Annotated in this window: 14 protein-coding genes and 2 pseudogenes; 7 read left to right on the plus strand and 9 right to left on the minus strand. The window is 67.2% G+C overall.

Annotated elements, in window-relative coordinates:
* Nucleotides 1–128: 128 nt before the first annotated feature.
* The gene (gene ricR, locus G6N55_RS15510; RefSeq protein WP_085222454.1) at nucleotides 129–419 is read right to left on the minus strand and encodes a copper-sensing transcriptional repressor RicR; all 291 of its coding nucleotides are present in this window, start codon (nucleotides 417–419) and stop codon (nucleotides 129–131) included.
* 125 nt (nucleotides 420–544) lie between these two features.
* Here ricR and ilvD point away from each other — a divergent pair, with 125 nt between their 5' ends.
* Nucleotides 545–2,257 (plus strand): dihydroxy-acid dehydratase, encoded by a 1,713-nt coding sequence (ilvD, locus tag G6N55_RS15515; RefSeq protein WP_085222453.1) that lies wholly within the window; start codon nucleotides 545–547, stop codon nucleotides 2,255–2,257.
* A gap of 68 nt (nucleotides 2,258–2,325) precedes the next feature.
* On the opposite strand, the gene G6N55_RS15520 is transcribed toward ilvD, so the two are convergent.
* Both G6N55_RS15520 and G6N55_RS15525 read right to left on the minus strand, forming a co-directional pair.
* Nucleotides 2,326–2,766 (minus strand): SPW repeat protein, encoded by a 441-nt coding sequence (locus G6N55_RS15520; RefSeq protein WP_085222452.1) that lies wholly within the window; start codon nucleotides 2,764–2,766, stop codon nucleotides 2,326–2,328.
* A 131-nt stretch (nucleotides 2,767–2,897) separates the two neighbouring features.
* On the minus strand, nucleotides 2,898–3,563 hold the full coding sequence (locus tag G6N55_RS15525; protein WP_085222451.1) for an O-methyltransferase: 666 nt from the start codon (nucleotides 3,561–3,563) through the stop codon (nucleotides 2,898–2,900).
* Between the two features lie 199 nt (nucleotides 3,564–3,762).
* Here G6N55_RS15525 and mymT point away from each other — a divergent pair, with 199 nt between their 5' ends.
* A complete protein-coding gene (mymT, locus tag G6N55_RS29850) occupies nucleotides 3,763–3,918 on the plus strand; it encodes a copper-binding metallothionein MymT (protein ID WP_085222450.1) in 156 nt (51 codons plus the stop codon).
* Between the two features lie 34 nt (nucleotides 3,919–3,952).
* Here the strand turns inward: mymT and G6N55_RS15535 are convergent, their stop codons facing one another.
* From G6N55_RS15535 to G6N55_RS15550, 4 genes are read right to left on the minus strand one after another with little or no spacing between them, the layout of a single operon-like run.
* Nucleotides 3,953–6,013 (minus strand): beta-glucosidase family protein, encoded by a 2,061-nt coding sequence (locus tag G6N55_RS15535; protein ID WP_085222996.1) that lies wholly within the window; start codon nucleotides 6,011–6,013, stop codon nucleotides 3,953–3,955.
* A gap of 53 nt (nucleotides 6,014–6,066) precedes the next feature.
* Nucleotides 6,067–6,630 carry a TIGR04338 family metallohydrolase gene (locus tag G6N55_RS15540; RefSeq protein WP_085222449.1) on the minus strand — a complete coding sequence of 188 codons (564 nt, stop codon included), beginning with the start codon at nucleotides 6,628–6,630 and terminating at the stop codon, nucleotides 6,067–6,069.
* Entirely contained in the window at nucleotides 6,627–7,376 is a 750-nt protein-coding gene (locus G6N55_RS15545; RefSeq protein WP_085222448.1) for a DUF2786 domain-containing protein, read from the minus strand. The genes G6N55_RS15540 and G6N55_RS15545 overlap by 4 nt, the downstream gene beginning before the upstream one ends.
* A 35-nt stretch (nucleotides 7,377–7,411) precedes the next feature.
* Nucleotides 7,412–8,245, minus strand: coding sequence for an alpha/beta hydrolase (locus tag G6N55_RS15550; RefSeq protein ID WP_085222447.1), 834 nt, complete (start codon nucleotides 8,243–8,245; stop codon nucleotides 7,412–7,414).
* On the opposite strand from G6N55_RS15550, the pseudogene G6N55_RS15555 reads away from it, so the two are divergent.
* Both G6N55_RS15555 and G6N55_RS15560 read left to right on the plus strand, forming a co-directional pair.
* Nucleotides 8,199–9,330 (plus strand): annotated as a pseudogene (locus G6N55_RS15555) (sigma-70 family RNA polymerase sigma factor). The gene G6N55_RS15550 and the pseudogene G6N55_RS15555 overlap by 47 nt on opposite strands.
* A gap of 32 nt (nucleotides 9,331–9,362) precedes the next feature.
* Nucleotides 9,363–10,781 carry an alpha/beta hydrolase domain-containing protein gene (locus tag G6N55_RS15560; protein WP_085222995.1) on the plus strand — a complete coding sequence of 473 codons (1,419 nt, stop codon included), beginning with the start codon at nucleotides 9,363–9,365 and terminating at the stop codon, nucleotides 10,779–10,781.
* A 9-nt stretch (nucleotides 10,782–10,790) separates the two neighbouring features.
* Here the strand turns inward: G6N55_RS15560 and G6N55_RS15565 are convergent, their stop codons facing one another.
* Complete coding sequence (locus G6N55_RS15565) at nucleotides 10,791–11,642, minus strand: LysR family transcriptional regulator (RefSeq protein WP_085222445.1); 852 nt, start codon at nucleotides 11,640–11,642, stop codon at nucleotides 10,791–10,793.
* Nucleotides 11,643–11,814: 172 nt separating this feature from the next.
* Here G6N55_RS15565 and G6N55_RS15570 point away from each other — a divergent pair, with 172 nt between their 5' ends.
* Both G6N55_RS15570 and G6N55_RS15575 read left to right on the plus strand, forming a co-directional pair.
* Nucleotides 11,815–12,747 (plus strand): DMT family transporter, encoded by a 933-nt coding sequence (locus G6N55_RS15570; RefSeq protein ID WP_085222994.1) that lies wholly within the window; start codon nucleotides 11,815–11,817, stop codon nucleotides 12,745–12,747.
* A 186-nt stretch (nucleotides 12,748–12,933) separates the two neighbouring features.
* Nucleotides 12,934–14,107: pseudogene (locus G6N55_RS15575) on the plus strand (DUF222 domain-containing protein).
* 124 nt (nucleotides 14,108–14,231) lie between these two features.
* On the opposite strand, the gene G6N55_RS15580 reads toward G6N55_RS15575, so the two are convergent.
* A complete protein-coding gene (locus G6N55_RS15580) occupies nucleotides 14,232–15,368 on the minus strand; it encodes an NAD(P)H-dependent amine dehydrogenase family protein (RefSeq protein ID WP_179968072.1) in 1,137 nt (378 codons plus the stop codon).
* Nucleotides 15,369–15,429: 61 nt separating this feature from the next.
* Here G6N55_RS15580 and G6N55_RS15585 point away from each other — a divergent pair, with 61 nt between their 5' ends.
* Nucleotides 15,430–16,296, plus strand: coding sequence for a MarR family transcriptional regulator (locus G6N55_RS15585; RefSeq protein WP_085222443.1), 867 nt, complete (start codon nucleotides 15,430–15,432; stop codon nucleotides 16,294–16,296).

Here is a 16,296-nt window from a genome sequence, read left to right on the forward strand (position 1 = left end):
CGGTATCGGCCGGGCTCCCCAGTTCCTGGGTTGTCGTGCCTAATGCGATCACACTGCCTTACCGTACGCACCTCAACAACGGGTTCGGCCAACTTAGGACCGCAACCCGGTCTCAACTACGTCACCAATCAGGAACGAACCAGACGCGCGATGGCCGCGGACGCCTCGGCCAGCTTGTCGTCGGCGTCGCTGCCGCCTTCGGCGACGGCGCGGGTCACGCAGTGGCCGAGGTGCTCGTCGAGCAGGTTCAGCGCCACCGACCGCATCGCGCTGTTTACGGCGCTGATCTGGGTAAGCACGTCGATGCAGTACTTGTCTTCCTCGATCATCTTCGCGATGCCGCGCACCTGACCCTCGATGCGCCGCAGCCGCTTGGCGTAGTTGTCCTTCTGCTGTGAATATCCGTGTGGAGTCGTCATCTCGGCCTCAAAACCCTCCCGGCTGCGCGCCCAGCTCCCGCTGCGTGTGAACCCTCCACGATACCTCATACCCCAGCGGGGTATGGCCTGAAAATTGGCTTGTCGTCCCCGCGCATACTTGATCGATGGCCCTAAGCACCGACGCGGCAACCGCCGACATCAAACCCCGTAGTCGTGACGTCACCGACGGTCTGGAGAAGACCGCCGCCCGGGGCATGCTGCGCGCGGTAGGCATGGGCGACGAGGACTTCGCCAAGCCGCAGATCGGCGTCGCGTCGTCGTGGAACGAGATCACGCCGTGCAACCTCTCGCTGGACCGGCTGGCCAAGGCGGTCAAAGAGGGCGTGTTCGCCGCCGGCGGCTACCCGCTGGAGTTCGGCACGATCTCGGTCTCCGACGGCATCTCAATGGGCCACGAAGGCATGCACTTCTCCCTGGTGTCCCGCGAGGTGATCGCCGACAGCGTCGAGACCGTGATGCAGGCCGAGCGGCTCGACGGCTCGGTGCTGCTGGCCGGCTGCGACAAGTCGCTGCCCGGCATGCTGATGGCCGCCGCACGCCTGGACCTGGCGTCGGTATTCCTGTACGCGGGCTCGATCCTGCCGGGGGTGGCCAAGCTCTCCGACGGTAGCGAGCGCGAGGTGACGATCATCGACGCGTTCGAAGCCGTGGGCGCCTGCTCGCGCGGATTGATGTCGCGTAAGGACGTCGACGCCATCGAGCGCGCGATCTGTCCGGGCGAGGGCGCGTGCGGCGGCATGTACACCGCCAACACGATGGCCAGCGCCGCCGAGGCACTGGGCATGTCACTGCCCGGCAGTGCGGCGCCCCCGGCCACCGACCGGCGCCGCGACGGGTTCGCCCGGCGCAGCGGCCAGGCCGTCATCGAACTGCTGCGCCGCGGGATCACCGCCCGCGACATCCTCACCAAAGAGGCCTTCGAGAATGCGATCGCGGTGGTGATGGCGTTCGGCGGCTCGACCAACGCGGTGCTGCACCTGCTGGCCATCGCTTACGAAGCCGAGGTCGAGCTCTCGCTCGAGGACTTCAGCCGGATCGGCGCCAAGGTGCCGCACCTTGCCGACGTGAAGCCGTTCGGCCGGCACGTGATGTCGCATGTCGATCACATCGGCGGCGTCCCCGTCATGATGAAGGCGCTGCTGGATGCCGGTCTGCTGCACGGTGATTGCCTGACGGTGACCGGACGCACGCTGGCCGAGAACCTGGCCGCCATCGAGCCGCCCGACCCGGACGGCAAGGTGCTGCGCGCGCTCAGCGACCCGATCCACCCGACGGGTGGCATCACCATCCTGCACGGGAGCCTGGCGCCCGAGGGCGCCGTGGTGAAGTCGGCCGGTTTCGACTCGGACGTGTTCGAGGGCACCGCAAGGGTTTTCGATGGCGAGCGGGCCGCCCTGGACGCACTCGAAGACGGCACCATCACCAAGGGCGACGCGGTGGTGATCCGTTACGAGGGCCCCAAGGGTGGCCCCGGGATGCGCGAAATGCTGGCCATCACCGGCGCGATCAAGGGTGCCGGGCTCGGTAAGGACGTACTACTACTCACCGACGGACGTTTCTCCGGCGGGACGACCGGCCTGTGCGTGGGACACGTGGCGCCCGAGGCGGTGGACGCCGGGCCGATCGCCTTCCTGCGCGACGGCGACCGAATCCGGCTCGACGTCGGCGGTGGCACTCTTGACGTGCTGGCCGACCCGGCCGAATTCGCTTCTCGGCAAGAGGGTTTCACTCCTCCTGCGCCGCGCTACAAGACCGGCGTGCTGGCCAAGTACGTCAAGCTGGTCAGCTCGGCGGCAATCGGCGCGGTCTGCCGCTAGGCCTGCCCTGGGCCGAGATCGATCGGCCGGGCAGGGCGAGTTACTGCCTGGCTCAGCGGGTTTCGCTGCTACCCGTGGTCAGCCGCGGCGCGCGTGCGCATGCCGAAGTAGGCCGCGTTGAGACCCAGGAACGTCATCAACGCACCGGCGACGACATGCGACCAAATCATGCCGGCGGTCAGCGCGACACCCGGGACGACCCACGGCGCGACGATGACCCACACGCCCAGCACCGGCAACGTCCAGGTCATCCCGTGCGCGCGGTCCAGCGTCGTCGCGAACCCATACGCCAAGAACGCCATCGCAATCCCGACGATGAAGTCGGACGTGGCAAGCGATGCCGTTCCGCTGAATCCGACGATCCACGGTGATGCGGCGACGTACAGGCCCGTCAGCAGGACCATGCCGAAGGTGAAATGCGCACTCATCGACTCGGCGACGCGCTCGTAGCGTGCCCGCAGGGCCAACAAATCCGGGTGGTGATCGATTGATGAATGGACTGTACTCATTTTGTGACCTTTCTGTTATGCAGCAAGCCTTTTGAGCGGACTGCAACCATCCATCTTTTTCAAGATTACGCCAGATCACGCGGCGTCAGCAACGAAATTCGTTGCCGCTAAACGGCGGCCTTTCCTGCGATTTAGCGCGACTTCACCAGCGCGATAGCGAAGCCGTCCCAATGCTTGGCGCCCACCGTCTGGATCACCGCGGTGTCCAGCTGCGCGTGCTCACCCATGACCTGCAGAGCCTCACGCGTCGCGACGATCCTGGCGTCATCGGATTCCGGCGCCAGGATCCCGCCTTCCCGAATAACGTTGTCCACCACAATGAGTGCGCCCGGGCGGGCCAGCTTGACCGCGTACCGCACGTACTCGACGTAGTTCTCTTTGTCCGCATCGATGAACACAAAGTCGAAGGGATCACCGTCGATGGTGGGCAAGGTTTCCAGCGCAGCGCCGACCAAGACCCGCACTCGGTCGGCGACTGCGGCCCGCTGCAGATTGGCCCGTGCGACGGAGGCGTGGGTGGGCTCGTACTCCAGCGTCACCACCTGTCCGTCCGGACCCACCGCACGCGCCAGCCAAATCGTGCTGAAACCGCCGAGGGTGCCGATTTCGAGAATGCGGCGCGCCCCGATCGCACCGGCCAGCAGGGACAGGAACTTGCCCTGCTGCCATGACACGGCGATCCGCGGCAGCCCGGCCGCGTTGCTGGCCTCCAGCACGGCGGACAAGGCCGGATCGTCACCGATGACTGTGCTGTCCAAGAAGGCGTCGACGTCCTGCGGGGTTGGTTTGTCGGTCATGAGATCAACGCTAGCCGCGAACGCTGTTCCACGGCGTCGCGCCTGGTCGTGCATCCGATCGATAACGGGCACCACCCGGTGCTTTACCAGATACCCGTATAGGGTATACATTGGGCGTGGTTGTCCGATCGGCGGGCAACCACCGAAGAAGGTAACCACTGGATTTCGGTCAAGGACCGCAATCCCGTAACAGACAAGGGTGATTCACATGGCGCACTACGACGAGGGGACGCAGCTGACCTGCGGTCACGAGGGGTGCGGTTGTCGCGTCCGCATCGAGGTCGCATGCCACTGTTCGGGCGCGGACGAGGATTACCGCTGCTCCTGCGGCGAAGCATTGGTGCCAGTCAAGTAGATCCCGCGGGACGGCCGTGCGTTCGAAAAGCCACTCAGCGCACGAACGCACGGGCGTCCAGCTCGACCTCGGCCATCAGCCGCAGCGCGACCGCCGAGCCGCCGACCGCCACCGCGTAGGGGCCCGCCTTGATCCGCCAGCTTGCGCCTTCGTAACGGGCGAGCAGGCGCGGGTCCGCCGCGATCGTTACCCGGCGCGTCGCGCCCGGGTCCAACTCGACCCGCTCGAATCCCAGCAATCGCATACGTGGCTCGCCGGCGTGGGTCAGATACAGCTGCGGGACGTCGGCCCCGCTGCGATCACCGGTGTTGACGACGCTGAAGCTCGCGGTAACCGTGTCCCCGCCGGTGACTGCGAGGTCGCGGTACTCAAAGCTGGTGTAGGACAGGCCATGACCGAACGCGAACAATGGCGTGTGGCCTCTGTCGGCGAACCATCGGTAGCCGACCTCGGCACCTTCGAAGTAGTCGATCGTGGTCGGTGTCCCGAACGCGGTGCCCAGATCGGTCAGCTCCGGGCGCGGTGTCTGATCGAGTCCGATCGGAAACGTGATCGGCAGCCGACCCGACGGATTCACTTGGCCCGCAACGATCTCCGCGATCGCCCGACCGCCGGCCTGACCCGGATACCACGCCTGAAGGATTGCGTTCGCCGAGTCTCGCCACGGCATCTCCACCGGGTTGCCGGTCTCCAGCACCACCACGGTGTTCGGATTGGCGGCGGCGACCGCGGCGATGACGGCGTCCTGGCCCCACGGCAGCGACAGGTCGGCGCTGTCGAAGCCCTCGCCTTCGACGCGGATCCCGAACACGATCGCGACGTCGGCCCGACGCGCGGCCAGCACCGCCTCGGCCGGGCTGAGGCCGGGATCAAACTCGATCTGCGCGTTGGGGAATTGCTTCCTGAGTTCGTCGAGCGGGCTGGACGGCAAGAGGTACAGATTTCGGGTGCCGCCGGTCAGGCCGGCGCCGCCGATCGGGACCACGTGCGCGTAGCCGCCCGGCGGAACGACGGCACTCGACCCGCAGCCCGTCGGAACCCCGAGCTGCGCGTGGCCGCCGATCACGACAATGCGGGCGTCGGGCGCCAGCGGCAGCACTCCGCGGTTCTGCAGCAGCACGGTTCCCTGCCGCGCGATGTTCAACGCAATCTCATTGTGGGCGGCCATATCCGGCTCGTGAGCGTCCCCGCACTGGTCGATACCGACCGCGAACATCGAACGCAGGATCCGCCGGACCATGTCGGACAGGCGGTCTTTGGGTAACTTGCCGTCGGCGTACGCGGCTCGCAGGGGTTCGGTGAACGCCTCCGCCCCCCAGAACACGGTGTCGATCTGGGCGCCGCATTCCTGGTCCAAGCCGTGCAGTGCGCACTCCCAGCCGGGCGTGGCGCCCCAGTCGGACATGACCCAACCACGGTATCCCCAGGCGCCTTTCAGGATGTCGTTGAGCAACACCGCGTTCGACGAGGCGTAGTCACCGTTGACTTTGTTGTATGCCGTCATCACCGCACCCGGGCGGGACCGCTCGATCGCGATCTCGAAGGCCAGCAGGTCGGATTCGCGATGCGCGTCGGGGTCGATGATCGCGTTCAGCCAGTGCCGGTTTGTCTCGTTGCAGTTCAGCGAATAGTGCTTCACCGTCGAGATGACACCCTGTTGCTGGATGCCATTGACGGACTCGGCGGCGATCGTGGCCGTCAAAAGCGGGTCTTCCGAGACGTATTCGAAGTTGCGGCCGTTGCGCGGGTCGCGGGCCAGGTTCATCGCGCCCGCCAACTGCACGTTGAATCCGCGGCTGCGCGCCTCGCGGCCGATCACCTGGCCCGCCGCACGAGCGAGAGCGGGGTCGAAACCGGCGGCCAGCGCCAGGCCGGCCGGCAGCGCGGTCGCGGTGTCACCGGGCCGGTAGCCGGGATTGGTGACCCCGAGGCCGGCGTCGCTCATTCGCAGCGCCGGGATACCGAGCCGGGGAATCCCCTGCACATATCCGGCACTCATCGGGGTGCCGGGCGGGATGCGGTCATCGGGCAGCGGCCACAGTTCCGACATTCCCATCACCGCGACCAGCAACGTGAAGCGCTCGTCGTCGGTCATCCGGCTTTCGATATCGCGCGCCCGGGCGTCCGGGTCGGCTGATTCGGCCGGGCTCAATTGTCCGGCTCCTCAACAGGCCGCCCAGCGTCGCGCAGCGATGCCGTCCACCGCACACCCTCTTTGGCGTAGACCACCCGCAGCACGTGCCCGACCTCCGGCCCCATCACCAACTCGGCCAGCGTGCAGATCGTGTCGACGAACTCCGGGCCGTGTGCCGGCTGCGCCTGACACAGGTGATGCGCCACTTCGTGCAGCACCACCAGCTCACGCAGCGCCCAGTCGGCGGTGGCACGGTCGGGAACCGCGATAATGCCTGCGCCATCGTAGTTTTCGTAATGCGCGGCGGTAGCGGCCCGCCGCGACCGCACTCTCAGCGGCGACACCTCGGGCCAGCGGTCCCGCACCGCCGGTAGCGCAAGCACCTGGTCAACATAGCGCTGCGCCGCCGCGACGGAGCCGAATCGCCCTTCCGGGGGCAGCGTCAACTGCGTGCCGAAAAACTCCAGGGCCGAAGAGCCGTGCTCGGCGGCGCGGTCGAACATGGTGCGAACGAACTCCTCGGCGGCATACACCTTGGAGCGCTGGGAATCTCGCTTGGGCTCATCCCCCGCGGTCACGTGCCCAGCGCGCTCCGCGCTCCGGGCAACTCGGGACTGTTGCCGAGCCGCGCCCGCTTGCCGGCCCGATCACCCGCGCGCCGCGCGGCCGACGAGTACCCCGCCGTCGCGCGGCTGACTTGGTAGGTGCCGCGCGCTTTGGACGCCCCACGGTAGTGGTCATGTAACTCAACATCTTTGTCCCGCAATGCAATTGCAGTACCGGGCCGACGGCTGTGGTCCCTGGTGGCCTCGCGCCGCGCCTCTTCGCGCGCCTCGCTGAGCCGGTGACCGATGCGGGCCCCGAAGGCAAGCTGGAAGTTGAGCCGGGCGGTGATCGTCGGCGTGGGCCGGTGTGCGCCCGAGGCGAGGTAGGCATCCGAGGCCCGCACCATCTGAACGACCAGGCTGGCGTACAGGGCGTGGCTGGCGTCGATGTCCTCGGCGAACCCGTAGGCGTAGACGAACGTCGAATTCGACGCGACGTCGCAGCGCACGTCGTTGGCCGACGCGATCAGCACGAAGAGCTGCACGTATGTTCGCAACCCCTTGGTGCCGGCCGCCCCGATCGTGATGGTCCGCTGGGTCGGCGCTTGTGCCGCCGAACGGTTGGATGCGTGCGAACGGGCGACCGCCAAGTCGATGGACGCCGCCGTCGCCAACCGCTGCGCGGCGGTCATGAACGCATCGGCCTCGTGCGTGTTGTCGGTGCCCTCGGCCTGACGCAGCAGCGCGGCGATGCGCGCCAGCATTTTGTCGTCGGTCATAAGCGCCAAACTACAAGAGGGATCCGACAGTTCGCTCAGAGCCGATCGGTGATCCACGTGACGACATCGCCGAGCACCTGGTCTTGCTCGGGCTCGTTGAAGACCTCGTGGTAGAGCCCCGGGTAGACCTTCAGCGTGACGTCGGTGGAGCCCACACATTCGACCAGGCGACGACTTCCGGCGACGGGCACCAGCCGGTCTTGCTCGCCGTGCACCACCAGCAGCGGCGCGGTCAGGGCCGGCGCCCGCTGCGGCATCGTCTCGCTGACCTCCAGCATCGCCCGGCCGACACCGAACGGAATCTTGCCGTGGTAGACGAGCGGGTCGGCCTTGTACGCGGCGACCACCGCGGGGTCCCGGGAGATGGCGTCGACGTCGAGGTCCTGCACCGGCACGCCGGGAAGCACGGCGCCCAGGAACTTGGCGGCGAACGCCACCAGCCCCGGCACCGCATCCTGGGCCGCCACCACCGGCCCGGACAGCACCATCAGGTCGTAATTGTCCGGCCGCTCGACGCCGTAGGCGAACACGATCCCGCCGCCCATGCTGTGCCCGAGGACGACGCACTTGAGCCCGGGGAGTTCCCTGGTGGCGATGCCGACCAGGGTGTCGAAGTCGGCGGTGTACTCCGAGACGTCGCGGACCAGCATGCGCTTGCCGCCGGAGCGGCCGTGTCCGCGGTGGTCCAGCGCATAGGTGACCAGTCCGGCCTCTTCGAAGCGCTGCGCGACGTGGTCATAGCGGCGCGCGTACTCGCCGAGACCGTGCGACAGCACCACCACGGCCCGCGGCGGGGTATCCGGCGTCCAGACGTCGTACACGATGCGCACGCCGCCCAGGCCGTCGAAGTTCCGTTCACTGCGGGTCATCGGGCGTCCTAGTCATTAGGGGCAGCGTAATGGCTCCTGAGGCGCTATGGTCCGAGGCGCTGCGTAGGCTCATCCGGGTGAGCGTGCTCGCGGAGAACTCCGACGACGCAGAAATCCCCGCCGCGGGCGGGGGCCACGGCGATTTCTCAGCCCGTACCGAGCCGTATCGTCGCGAATTGCTGGCGCACTGCTACCGGATGACGGGTTCGCTGCACGACGCGGAAGACCTGGTGCAGGAGACGCTGTTGCGGGCCTGGAAGGCCTACGACCGGTTCGAGGGCAAGTCCTCGATACGGACCTGGCTGCACCGCATCGCCACCAACACCTGCCTGACCGCACTGGAGGGCCGGACCCGACGCCCGCTGCCCGCCGGGCTCGGCGGGCCCAGCTCGGACCCGACCGCCGAGCTGGTGGAACGTCGCGAGGTGCCCTGGCTGGAGCCACTGCCCGACCTGACGCAGGATCCGGCCGACCCGTCCGTGATCGTGGGGTCGCGCGAGTCGGTGCGACTGGCATTTGTCGCTGCGCTGCAGCACCTCTCAGCCCGGCAGCGCGCGGTGTTGCTGCTGCGCGACGTGCTGCAGTGGAAGGCCGCCGAGGTGGCCGATGCGATCGGCACCACCACCACCGCGGTCAACAGCCTGCTGCAGCGGGCCCGGTCCCAACTGGAGACCGTCGGGCCCAGCTCGACCGATCGCCTGGCGGCGCCGGATTCCAGCGAATCCCAGGACCTGCTCGCCCGCTACATCGCGGCGTTCGAGGCCTACGACATCGACGGGCTGGTGGAGCTGTTCACCGCCGAGGCGGTCTGGGAGATGCCGCCGTACACCGGTTGGTACCAGGGCCCACAGGCCATCATCACCCTGATCCACCAGCAGTGTCCCGCCGAACATCCCGGGGACATGCGGATGATCCCGCTGGTCGCCAACGGCCAACCCGCCGCCGCGATGTACATGCGGGCCGGCGAGCAGCACGTGCCGTTTCAGCTGCATGTGCTGGATGTCCGCCCCGACGGGGTGTCGCATGTGGTTGCATTCCTCGACGACGCATTGTTCACGAAGTTTGGGCTGCCCCGCTCCCTGTGACGGGCCGGCCGATCGGAGAGAAGGGTGTAGCCATGACGGAGTCCCCCACGATCACGCCGGTGTCCGGTAAGCCGGCCTTGCTGTTGGGCGGCTTCGACATTGGCGACCTGGGCTACGTCGCCGAGGAGTTCTTCGTCTCCGGAACGGCCTCGTCCTACACTCCGGAATCCGAGCTGGGCCCCGACGGCCAATGGGACGTAACACCGTTCGGCACGGCCGATTACACGACCCGGATCGTGGTGCTCACGCCGTCCGATCCGGCGCGTTTCAACGGGACGGTGCTGGTCGAGTGGCTCAATGTCAGTGGCGGCATCGACGCTCCGGCGGTGTGGATGATGGCGCACCGCGAAATCATCCGGGCGGGGTACGCCTATGTCGCGGTCTCGGCCCAAAAGGTCGGGGTGGACGGCGGGACGAGCATGCTCGGCTTCGACATGTCGCTGAAGAGCCAGGATGCGATTCGGTACGCGGCGCTGAGCCACCCGGGCGACGCGTTTTGCTACGACATCTTCTCCCAGACCGGCGCGCTTGTCAGGAGTGCCAACATTTTACGCGGACTGCACGCCGAACACGTTGTCGCCGTTGGTGAGTCGCAGTCGGCTATGTTCCTCACCACCTATGTCAACGCCATCGATCCCCTCGCCCGGGTCTACGACGGCTTTCTGGTGCATTCCCGTTTCGGCCCCGCCGCACCGCTGGACGGCGGCTCCATCTTCGACGAATTGCAGAGCAGCACAACGCAAGCGGTGAGGTTCCGTTGCGACCTGCGGGTACCTCTTCTGGTGATCATCACCGAAACCGACCTGTTCGGCGGCCCCCGTGTCGGCTATTACTACGCGCGTCAGCCGGACAGCGAGCGGCTGCGCGTCTGGGAGATCGCCGGCTCCGCACATGCGGACAACTACACGATCCTGGTCGCTCCCATCGACACCGGCTCGGCACCGCTCGACGCCATCGTCGCCGCCTACACGCCGACCGACATGCTGATGGGGCAACAGCTCGACCACTACATCAACTTCGCGCCCCAACACCACTACGTCGTGCAGGCGGCAATAGCGTCACTGAACAGGTGGGTCGACACCGGCGAGGTCGCCCCCGCAGCGCCGCCCATCGAGGTGCGTGAAACCGAAGACCCACAACCGATTCTGGATAGCAACGGTATCGCTCAGGGGGGCATCAGGACCCCCTGGGTGGACGTGCCGGTCGCCCGCACGTCCGGTACCGGCGCCTGGGTAGAGACGCTGGAGAACGTCATGGCCGCGATCTTCGGCTCCGGCGAACCCTTCGACGAAGCCACCGTGCGCCGGCTCTACCCCGGTGGAGTGACGGAGTATCTGGACAGCTTCGCCACGGCGCTGGACAAAGCCATCGGGTCCGGCTTCATCCTGCCCGCCGATCGTGCCGAGATCGTCGAGCTGGCCGGTGCTACCTACCCCGGCGGGAATTCATAAAGTCCGCGTTCACTTTTCGTCGGCCAGCACGTCGCGCACGGCGGCATCGACGGTGCTCAGCACATTCGGGTCGAGGCCGGAGCGGCCGCGAACCAGTATCGAAGCGCAGTTGGGCACCGGCAGTCCCTCGGCCGGACACACACCGTCAGGCAGCTTGCCGATCTTGGGCAGCAGAGCCAACCCGAGACCCGAGCGCACCGCGGCGTAAAGCCCGGCCAGATCACCACATTCGGCCACAACCTCGTAATCGACGTGCTGCTTCTCGAGCAGCGCGAAGGCTGGTTCGCGCAATGTACACGGTTCGGCATAGATCACCAGCGGCAGCGATTGTCCCTGTTGGACGGTGAAAGTGCGCCCTGAAACCCATTGCAGTTGAACAATTCCCGACGCATTGCCCCGATCCAGCCCCGACCCGTCGAGCATGATCGCCAGGTCCACCAGGCCCCGGTCGATCGCGTCGGCCAGGGAAACGTTGCGGTCCAGCCGGAAGCGCGGGCGCCGGTCGGGAAGGCGTTCACGCAGCACGCTGGTCAGGGCGGGCAGCATCACGTCCGCGCCGTGCTCGGTGGCGCCAACCGTCAGCACCTTTTGTTCGGTCGCGCCGAGGTCGTCGAGCGCCGCGTCGTGCGCCGCCAAAATCGTGCGTGCGTGCCGCAGCACCCTCTGACCCATTTCGGTGAACAACACGCCACGACCGGAGCGCTCCACCACGGGCTCGCCGACCACACCCTCGACCCTGCGCAGATGCTGGCTGACCGCGGACTGACTCAAGTGCAGCGCCGCGGCCGCGCGGTGAAATCCTCCGCAATCGGCCACCGCGACGAGGCTGCGCAGCGGCGCGATGTCGAGTACCTGAGGCATAGCTCACAACCATAGTTCGATCAGCAATCCTGATCAATTATTCGGATTGATGACCTGGATATTCCCATAAATCGATGGATCTGATCACGGTTTGTGATCGATCCCGATCGTCAAAAATCGTTGGACGGAACAGGTGGCGGTTCGCGACCATGAGGGCATGCACCTTCCGCGCATGCCCTTGAGCACCGCCTCGGCGGTGACGTTGACCTACGCGATCGGATATCCGATCGGGGCGCTGGCGGTGGCCGAGATGACTCCGATGGCCGTCCTGGTGCTGCGCTTCGGATTCGCTGCGATCATCCTCGCGTCTTGGGCCTTGGTGGCCCGGGCGGCCTGGCCACGCGGGGCGCAGTTCGGTCACGTCATCGTCGCCGGCCTGCTGATCCAGGCCGTGCAGTTCTGCTGCCTGTACGAGGCGCTGCTACTCGGCGCGCCGGCGGTGCTGTGCGCGGTGGTGATCGCGATGAACCCGGTCATGACGGCCATCCTGGCCACCCTGTTCCTGCGCGAGCCGCTCGGCCGGCTTCGGATCGTCGCCCTGGTCCTCGGCGTGGTCGCGGTACTGGCCGCCTGCGCCAGAAGGCTGATGGGCATGCACGGCGTCGACCCGGTCATGCTGCTGCTTGTGCTGGGGCTGCTTGGCCTTTCGGCCGGCGGGGTGTATCAGCAGCGATTCTGCGCGGGGGTGGACTTCCGCACGATGAGCGCGGTGCAAAACTCCGTCGCCTTCATTCCCGCGGTTGCGTTCGCGATGCTCACGCCGTTCGCCGTGCACGACCCGGGCAGAGCCGCCGCCGCGATCGCGGGCATGGTGCTGCTCAACGCCACGCTCGCGGTCAGTATTTACCTGCGCGCCATCAGCATTCACGGCGCGGCGGCGGTGGCGATGCTGTTCGCCATCATTCCCGCGGCGGCCGCCGTGCTGTCCTGGCTGATGCTCGGCCAGCGCCCGGATGTCGGCGTCGCGATCGGTCTGCTCGTCGGTGGCGTCGCCTGCTGGCTGAACAGCTCGGCCGCCAAGCGGCACCGCGCGGAAAAGGTCAGCGCCGAGCCGGAATTGAGGCCCGTGGCGCGCGGCATGGTGAGTTGTTCAGCGTCCGACTAGGTGTTGCGCTTGCACGCAGAGCAGTGCGGGAGGGCATAGCGCTCAGCAAACGGGGCTTGCCGGCCTGGGCACTAGGCGAAAGCGACAAACCAACGCGCCACACGACTTACGAGGTCCTCTTCGAGGAGCGACCCTGGCGCGGATCGGCGGCCGAGATTTGTCGTACCTGGCTGTGATGATGGGGGTATGTCTTCGACCGCATCGTCAAGCGCCGTTGTATCGCGCCCTGGTGAGCGGCTTGGGGTGTTGTTCGCCGAGTTGGCCGAGTTGGCGGGTCAGCGCAACGCGATCGATGGGCGCATCGTGGAGATTGCCGCCGAGATCGATCGCGAGGAGCTGTGCGGGTCCATGGGTGCGCGGTCGGTGGCGGCGTTGATGGCCTGGAAGCTCGGCTCGTCATCGGCACATGCGCATACGATCGCCACGGTGGCGCGCCGGTGGGAAGAGTTTCCGCGCTGCGCGGCGGGCATGCGGGAGGGTCGGCTGTCGCTGGATCAGGTGGGGGTGATCGCGGCGCGGGCGGGCGAGGGCTCCGATGCGCACTATGCGGAGCTGGCCGCGGTGGCGACGGTGCACCAGTTGCGTACCGCGGTCAAGCTGGAACCGCGACCCGAACCCGAGTCCCGACCGGATCGGCGGGCCTCGATCACCAAAACCTCCGATGATCAGGGCAGCTGTTGGCGGATCACACGTGGGCACCTGGATGTGGCGTTGGCGTCTCATCGTGATGCGCTGATGGCCGAGTGGAAGCACGATCACGGTGACGGCTCCGCCGGTGCCGCCGGTGCCGCCGGTGCCGGGCAGTGTGGAGGCGTTTCTGCGCCTGGTCGAGACGGGTTGGGATGCCGAGGCGGCCCGCCGGCCCCATGGGCAGCACACCACTGTGGTGGTGCATGTCGATGTGGAGCAGCGTGCCGCCGCGCTGCATCTGGGTCCGCTGCTCACCGAGTCTGAACGCCGCTACCTGACCTGTGATGCCACCTGTGAGGTGTGGTTCGAACGTGACGGCGAGGTGATCGGCGCCGGGCGCGCGACCCGCACCGTCAACCGGCGGCTTCGCCGCGCGCTCGAGCACCGCCACCGAACGTGTGCGGTCCCCGGCTGTGGCGCCACCCGCGGTCTGCACGCACACCACCTCCGCCACTGGGAAGACGGCGGACCCACCGAGTTGGCCAACCTGGTACTGCTATGCCCGTACCACCACCGCGGCGTCATCACCATCACCGGACCCGCCGACGACCTCACCATCACCGACACCTCCGGCCGACGGCTCCGTCCAGGATCACTTGCGCGCCCGCCGAATCATGCCCCGCCCGATGTCCCACCATGCCCCGGACCCACCGGCGAACGCGCCCAATGATGGTGGTACCAACCCTTCCAACCCCAACCACCACCAAACAACTAGGCTGGCGACTAGCACCTATCGATGAAACCGGTCGGGGCATAGAGGAATTCGTTCGCGATACCTCACCTACGTCATGGCCTCATGTGAAGAGGCGGCTATCCGGTGACGGACCTTCGACCGAACGGACCAGACCCGTCCCGGTGATCAACGGCAGGTCGAGTGCGGACAGCAGTCCGGGCGCGGCCGCGCACACCGCGGGGATGGCGTTGACCATGCGCGAGGCGCCCGCGATGCGCGCACCCAGATCGTGGTCGTGGTCCTCGGCCATCTCGAATTCGCACCGCATGCTCGGCGAGCCCTCGATCTCGACGCGATAGACACCGCGGCCCGTCGCCGGCCCGAAGCCGAGGTCCTTGGGCGCCAGACTGATGTGCGGCTGAGGCCAGTCTCCGGCCATGTCGTCGCGCATACGTGTCACGTGGTCGACGACGAAAGTTGGCTTGTCTCCGACGTATCCGGTCAGCGTCGAGCGCATCGCCGCGATCGTCCCCGCCTCGATGCGCCCTGTCGGGGTGTCGAAAGACTCGTCGGCCGCGACGCGTTCGTTGCTCTCCTCGATGTTGTCGATCTTGACGCCCAGCCCCGCGGCAAGCTGGTGCAGCACCGGGCCCCAGCCGAAGCTGAATACGCCCGGCTGGGCGGCGAACGCCGGATACTCCGGCGGCTTGCCGAACCCGAGGATCTCGTACACCGCGACCTGGTCCGGGTAGGTGGCGTAGTTGAACATCTCCGTCACGCGTACCGATTCGATGACCCGCGAGACACCGGTAAGCGCCAGCGGCAGAACGTCATTGGCGAAGCCCGAGTCGATGCCGGTGGTGAAGAACGACACCCCGCCGTCCAGCGCGGCCTGGCGCAACGGATCGGTGAACGCCGGATCGACGGCCTCGGGAAAGACAAGCGGCACCACCGAACACGACACCACGTTCTTACCGGCCCGCAGGATCGACACCATGTCTTGCACGGCGTCGAGCGGCCGCAGGTTCGCACCGGCGGCGTACACCACCGCGTCCGCCTCGCCGGCCAGCATTGCCGCCGGGTCCTGGGTGGCCAGCACGCCGACCGGCGCGATTCCACACAGTTCCCCGGCATCGCGACCCGCTTTGGCATCGCTGTGCACGACGAGATCGGTCAATTGCAGCTCGGGGTGGTCGATCACGCCTCGCAGGGCGATGACGCCCATCGAACCCGGCCCCCAGACTCCCACCTTCAGCACCTTATCTCCTAATATTAGGACAGCTATTCTTACATTTTGGACGGATGCTAGGGAGCCGGGCATGAGCGCGTCAACCGCCAAATCGCCGCCGACCACCCGGGTGATGGACGTGCTTGGCACACTGGCGGATTCGCCGCACGGGCGGACCTCGGCGGAGCTGGCCAAGACCTGCGGGATCAGCACCTCGACCTGTGCGCTGGTACTGGCCGAGCTGGAACGCCGGTCCTGGGTCACCCGGCGCGGCGACCGCCGCTTTTGCCTGGGCAGCGGATTGTTCGGGCTGGTGCACGGGCTGCGGACGCAGTTCCCGCTGCTGGATCGCGGCCGCGATGCGCTGACCTTTCTGCACCACACCCTCGGCGCGGGCTGCTCGATGTCCAAGATCGGCGACCGCCATCTGACCACCGTCGACGCGGTGGGGCATGGCACCGACGGCGAGCACGCCGTCGGTCAGCGCTTCCCGATCGATCCGCCGTTCGGGCTGGTCGCGATGGCCTGGCGCGAAGACGATTTCGTCGCCGCCTGGCTGCAGCGGGTGCAGCCGCGGCTGACGCGCACCGAAATCGCGCAGCATCAACGGGTACTGGCCGACATCCGGAACCGCGGCTACGGCGCCTGGCGGTTCGACGACACCCACCAATCGCTGCACCATCGCCTGGCCGGGGTGCTCGCGTCGCTCGAGCCGACCGCGCAAGTCACCCGTCAGCTCACCACGCTGATGACCATGGTGACGCTGCAATCGATCACCGACACACTCGAAACAGACTTGGCATCAACAGAATTCGTTGTGCTGCCGATTTTCGGCCAGCACGGGCAGCCGGAATACCAGATCGAGATCCATTTGGGCGGCCCGGCCGGATTGACGATGCCCACCCTCGACGCCGCGCTGCGGCACGCGCAGGGGCTGTTGGGCGCCGGGGTGGCCTGA

Origin of the sequence: Mycobacterium florentinum (genome assembly GCF_010730355.1) — a bacterium.
In the GTDB taxonomy this organism is placed as follows: domain Bacteria; phylum Actinomycetota; class Actinomycetes; order Mycobacteriales; family Mycobacteriaceae; genus Mycobacterium; species Mycobacterium florentinum.

What these genes read in the sequence shown, in the direction of transcription:
- ricR (WP_085222454.1), bottom strand. Translation starts at nt 419, where the DNA reads ATGACGACTCCACACGGATATTCACAGCAGAAGGACAACTACGCCAAG.
- ilvD (WP_085222453.1), top strand. Translation starts at nt 545, where the DNA reads ATGGCCCTAAGCACCGACGCGGCAACCGCCGACATCAAACCCCGTAGT.
- G6N55_RS15520 (WP_085222452.1), bottom strand. Translation starts at nt 2,766, where the DNA reads ATGAGTACAGTCCATTCATCAATCGATCACCACCCGGATTTGTTGGCC.
- G6N55_RS15525 (WP_085222451.1), bottom strand. Translation starts at nt 3,563, where the DNA reads ATGACCGACAAACCAACCCCGCAGGACGTCGACGCCTTCTTGGACAGC.
- G6N55_RS15535 (WP_085222996.1), bottom strand. Translation starts at nt 6,013, where the DNA reads ATGACCGACGACGAGCGCTTCACGTTGCTGGTCGCGGTGATGGGAATG.
- G6N55_RS15545 (WP_085222448.1), bottom strand. Translation starts at nt 7,376, where the DNA reads ATGACCGACGACAAAATGCTGGCGCGCATCGCCGCGCTGCTGCGTCAG.
- G6N55_RS15550 (WP_085222447.1), bottom strand. Translation starts at nt 8,245, where the DNA reads ATGACCCGCAGTGAACGGAACTTCGACGGCCTGGGCGGCGTGCGCATC.
- G6N55_RS15560 (WP_085222995.1), top strand. Translation starts at nt 9,363, where the DNA reads ATGACGGAGTCCCCCACGATCACGCCGGTGTCCGGTAAGCCGGCCTTG.
- G6N55_RS15565 (WP_085222445.1), bottom strand. Translation starts at nt 11,642, where the DNA reads ATGCCTCAGGTACTCGACATCGCGCCGCTGCGCAGCCTCGTCGCGGTG.
- G6N55_RS15570 (WP_085222994.1), top strand. Translation starts at nt 11,815, where the DNA reads ATGCCCTTGAGCACCGCCTCGGCGGTGACGTTGACCTACGCGATCGGA.
- G6N55_RS15585 (WP_085222443.1), top strand. Translation starts at nt 15,430, where the DNA reads ATGAGCGCGTCAACCGCCAAATCGCCGCCGACCACCCGGGTGATGGAC.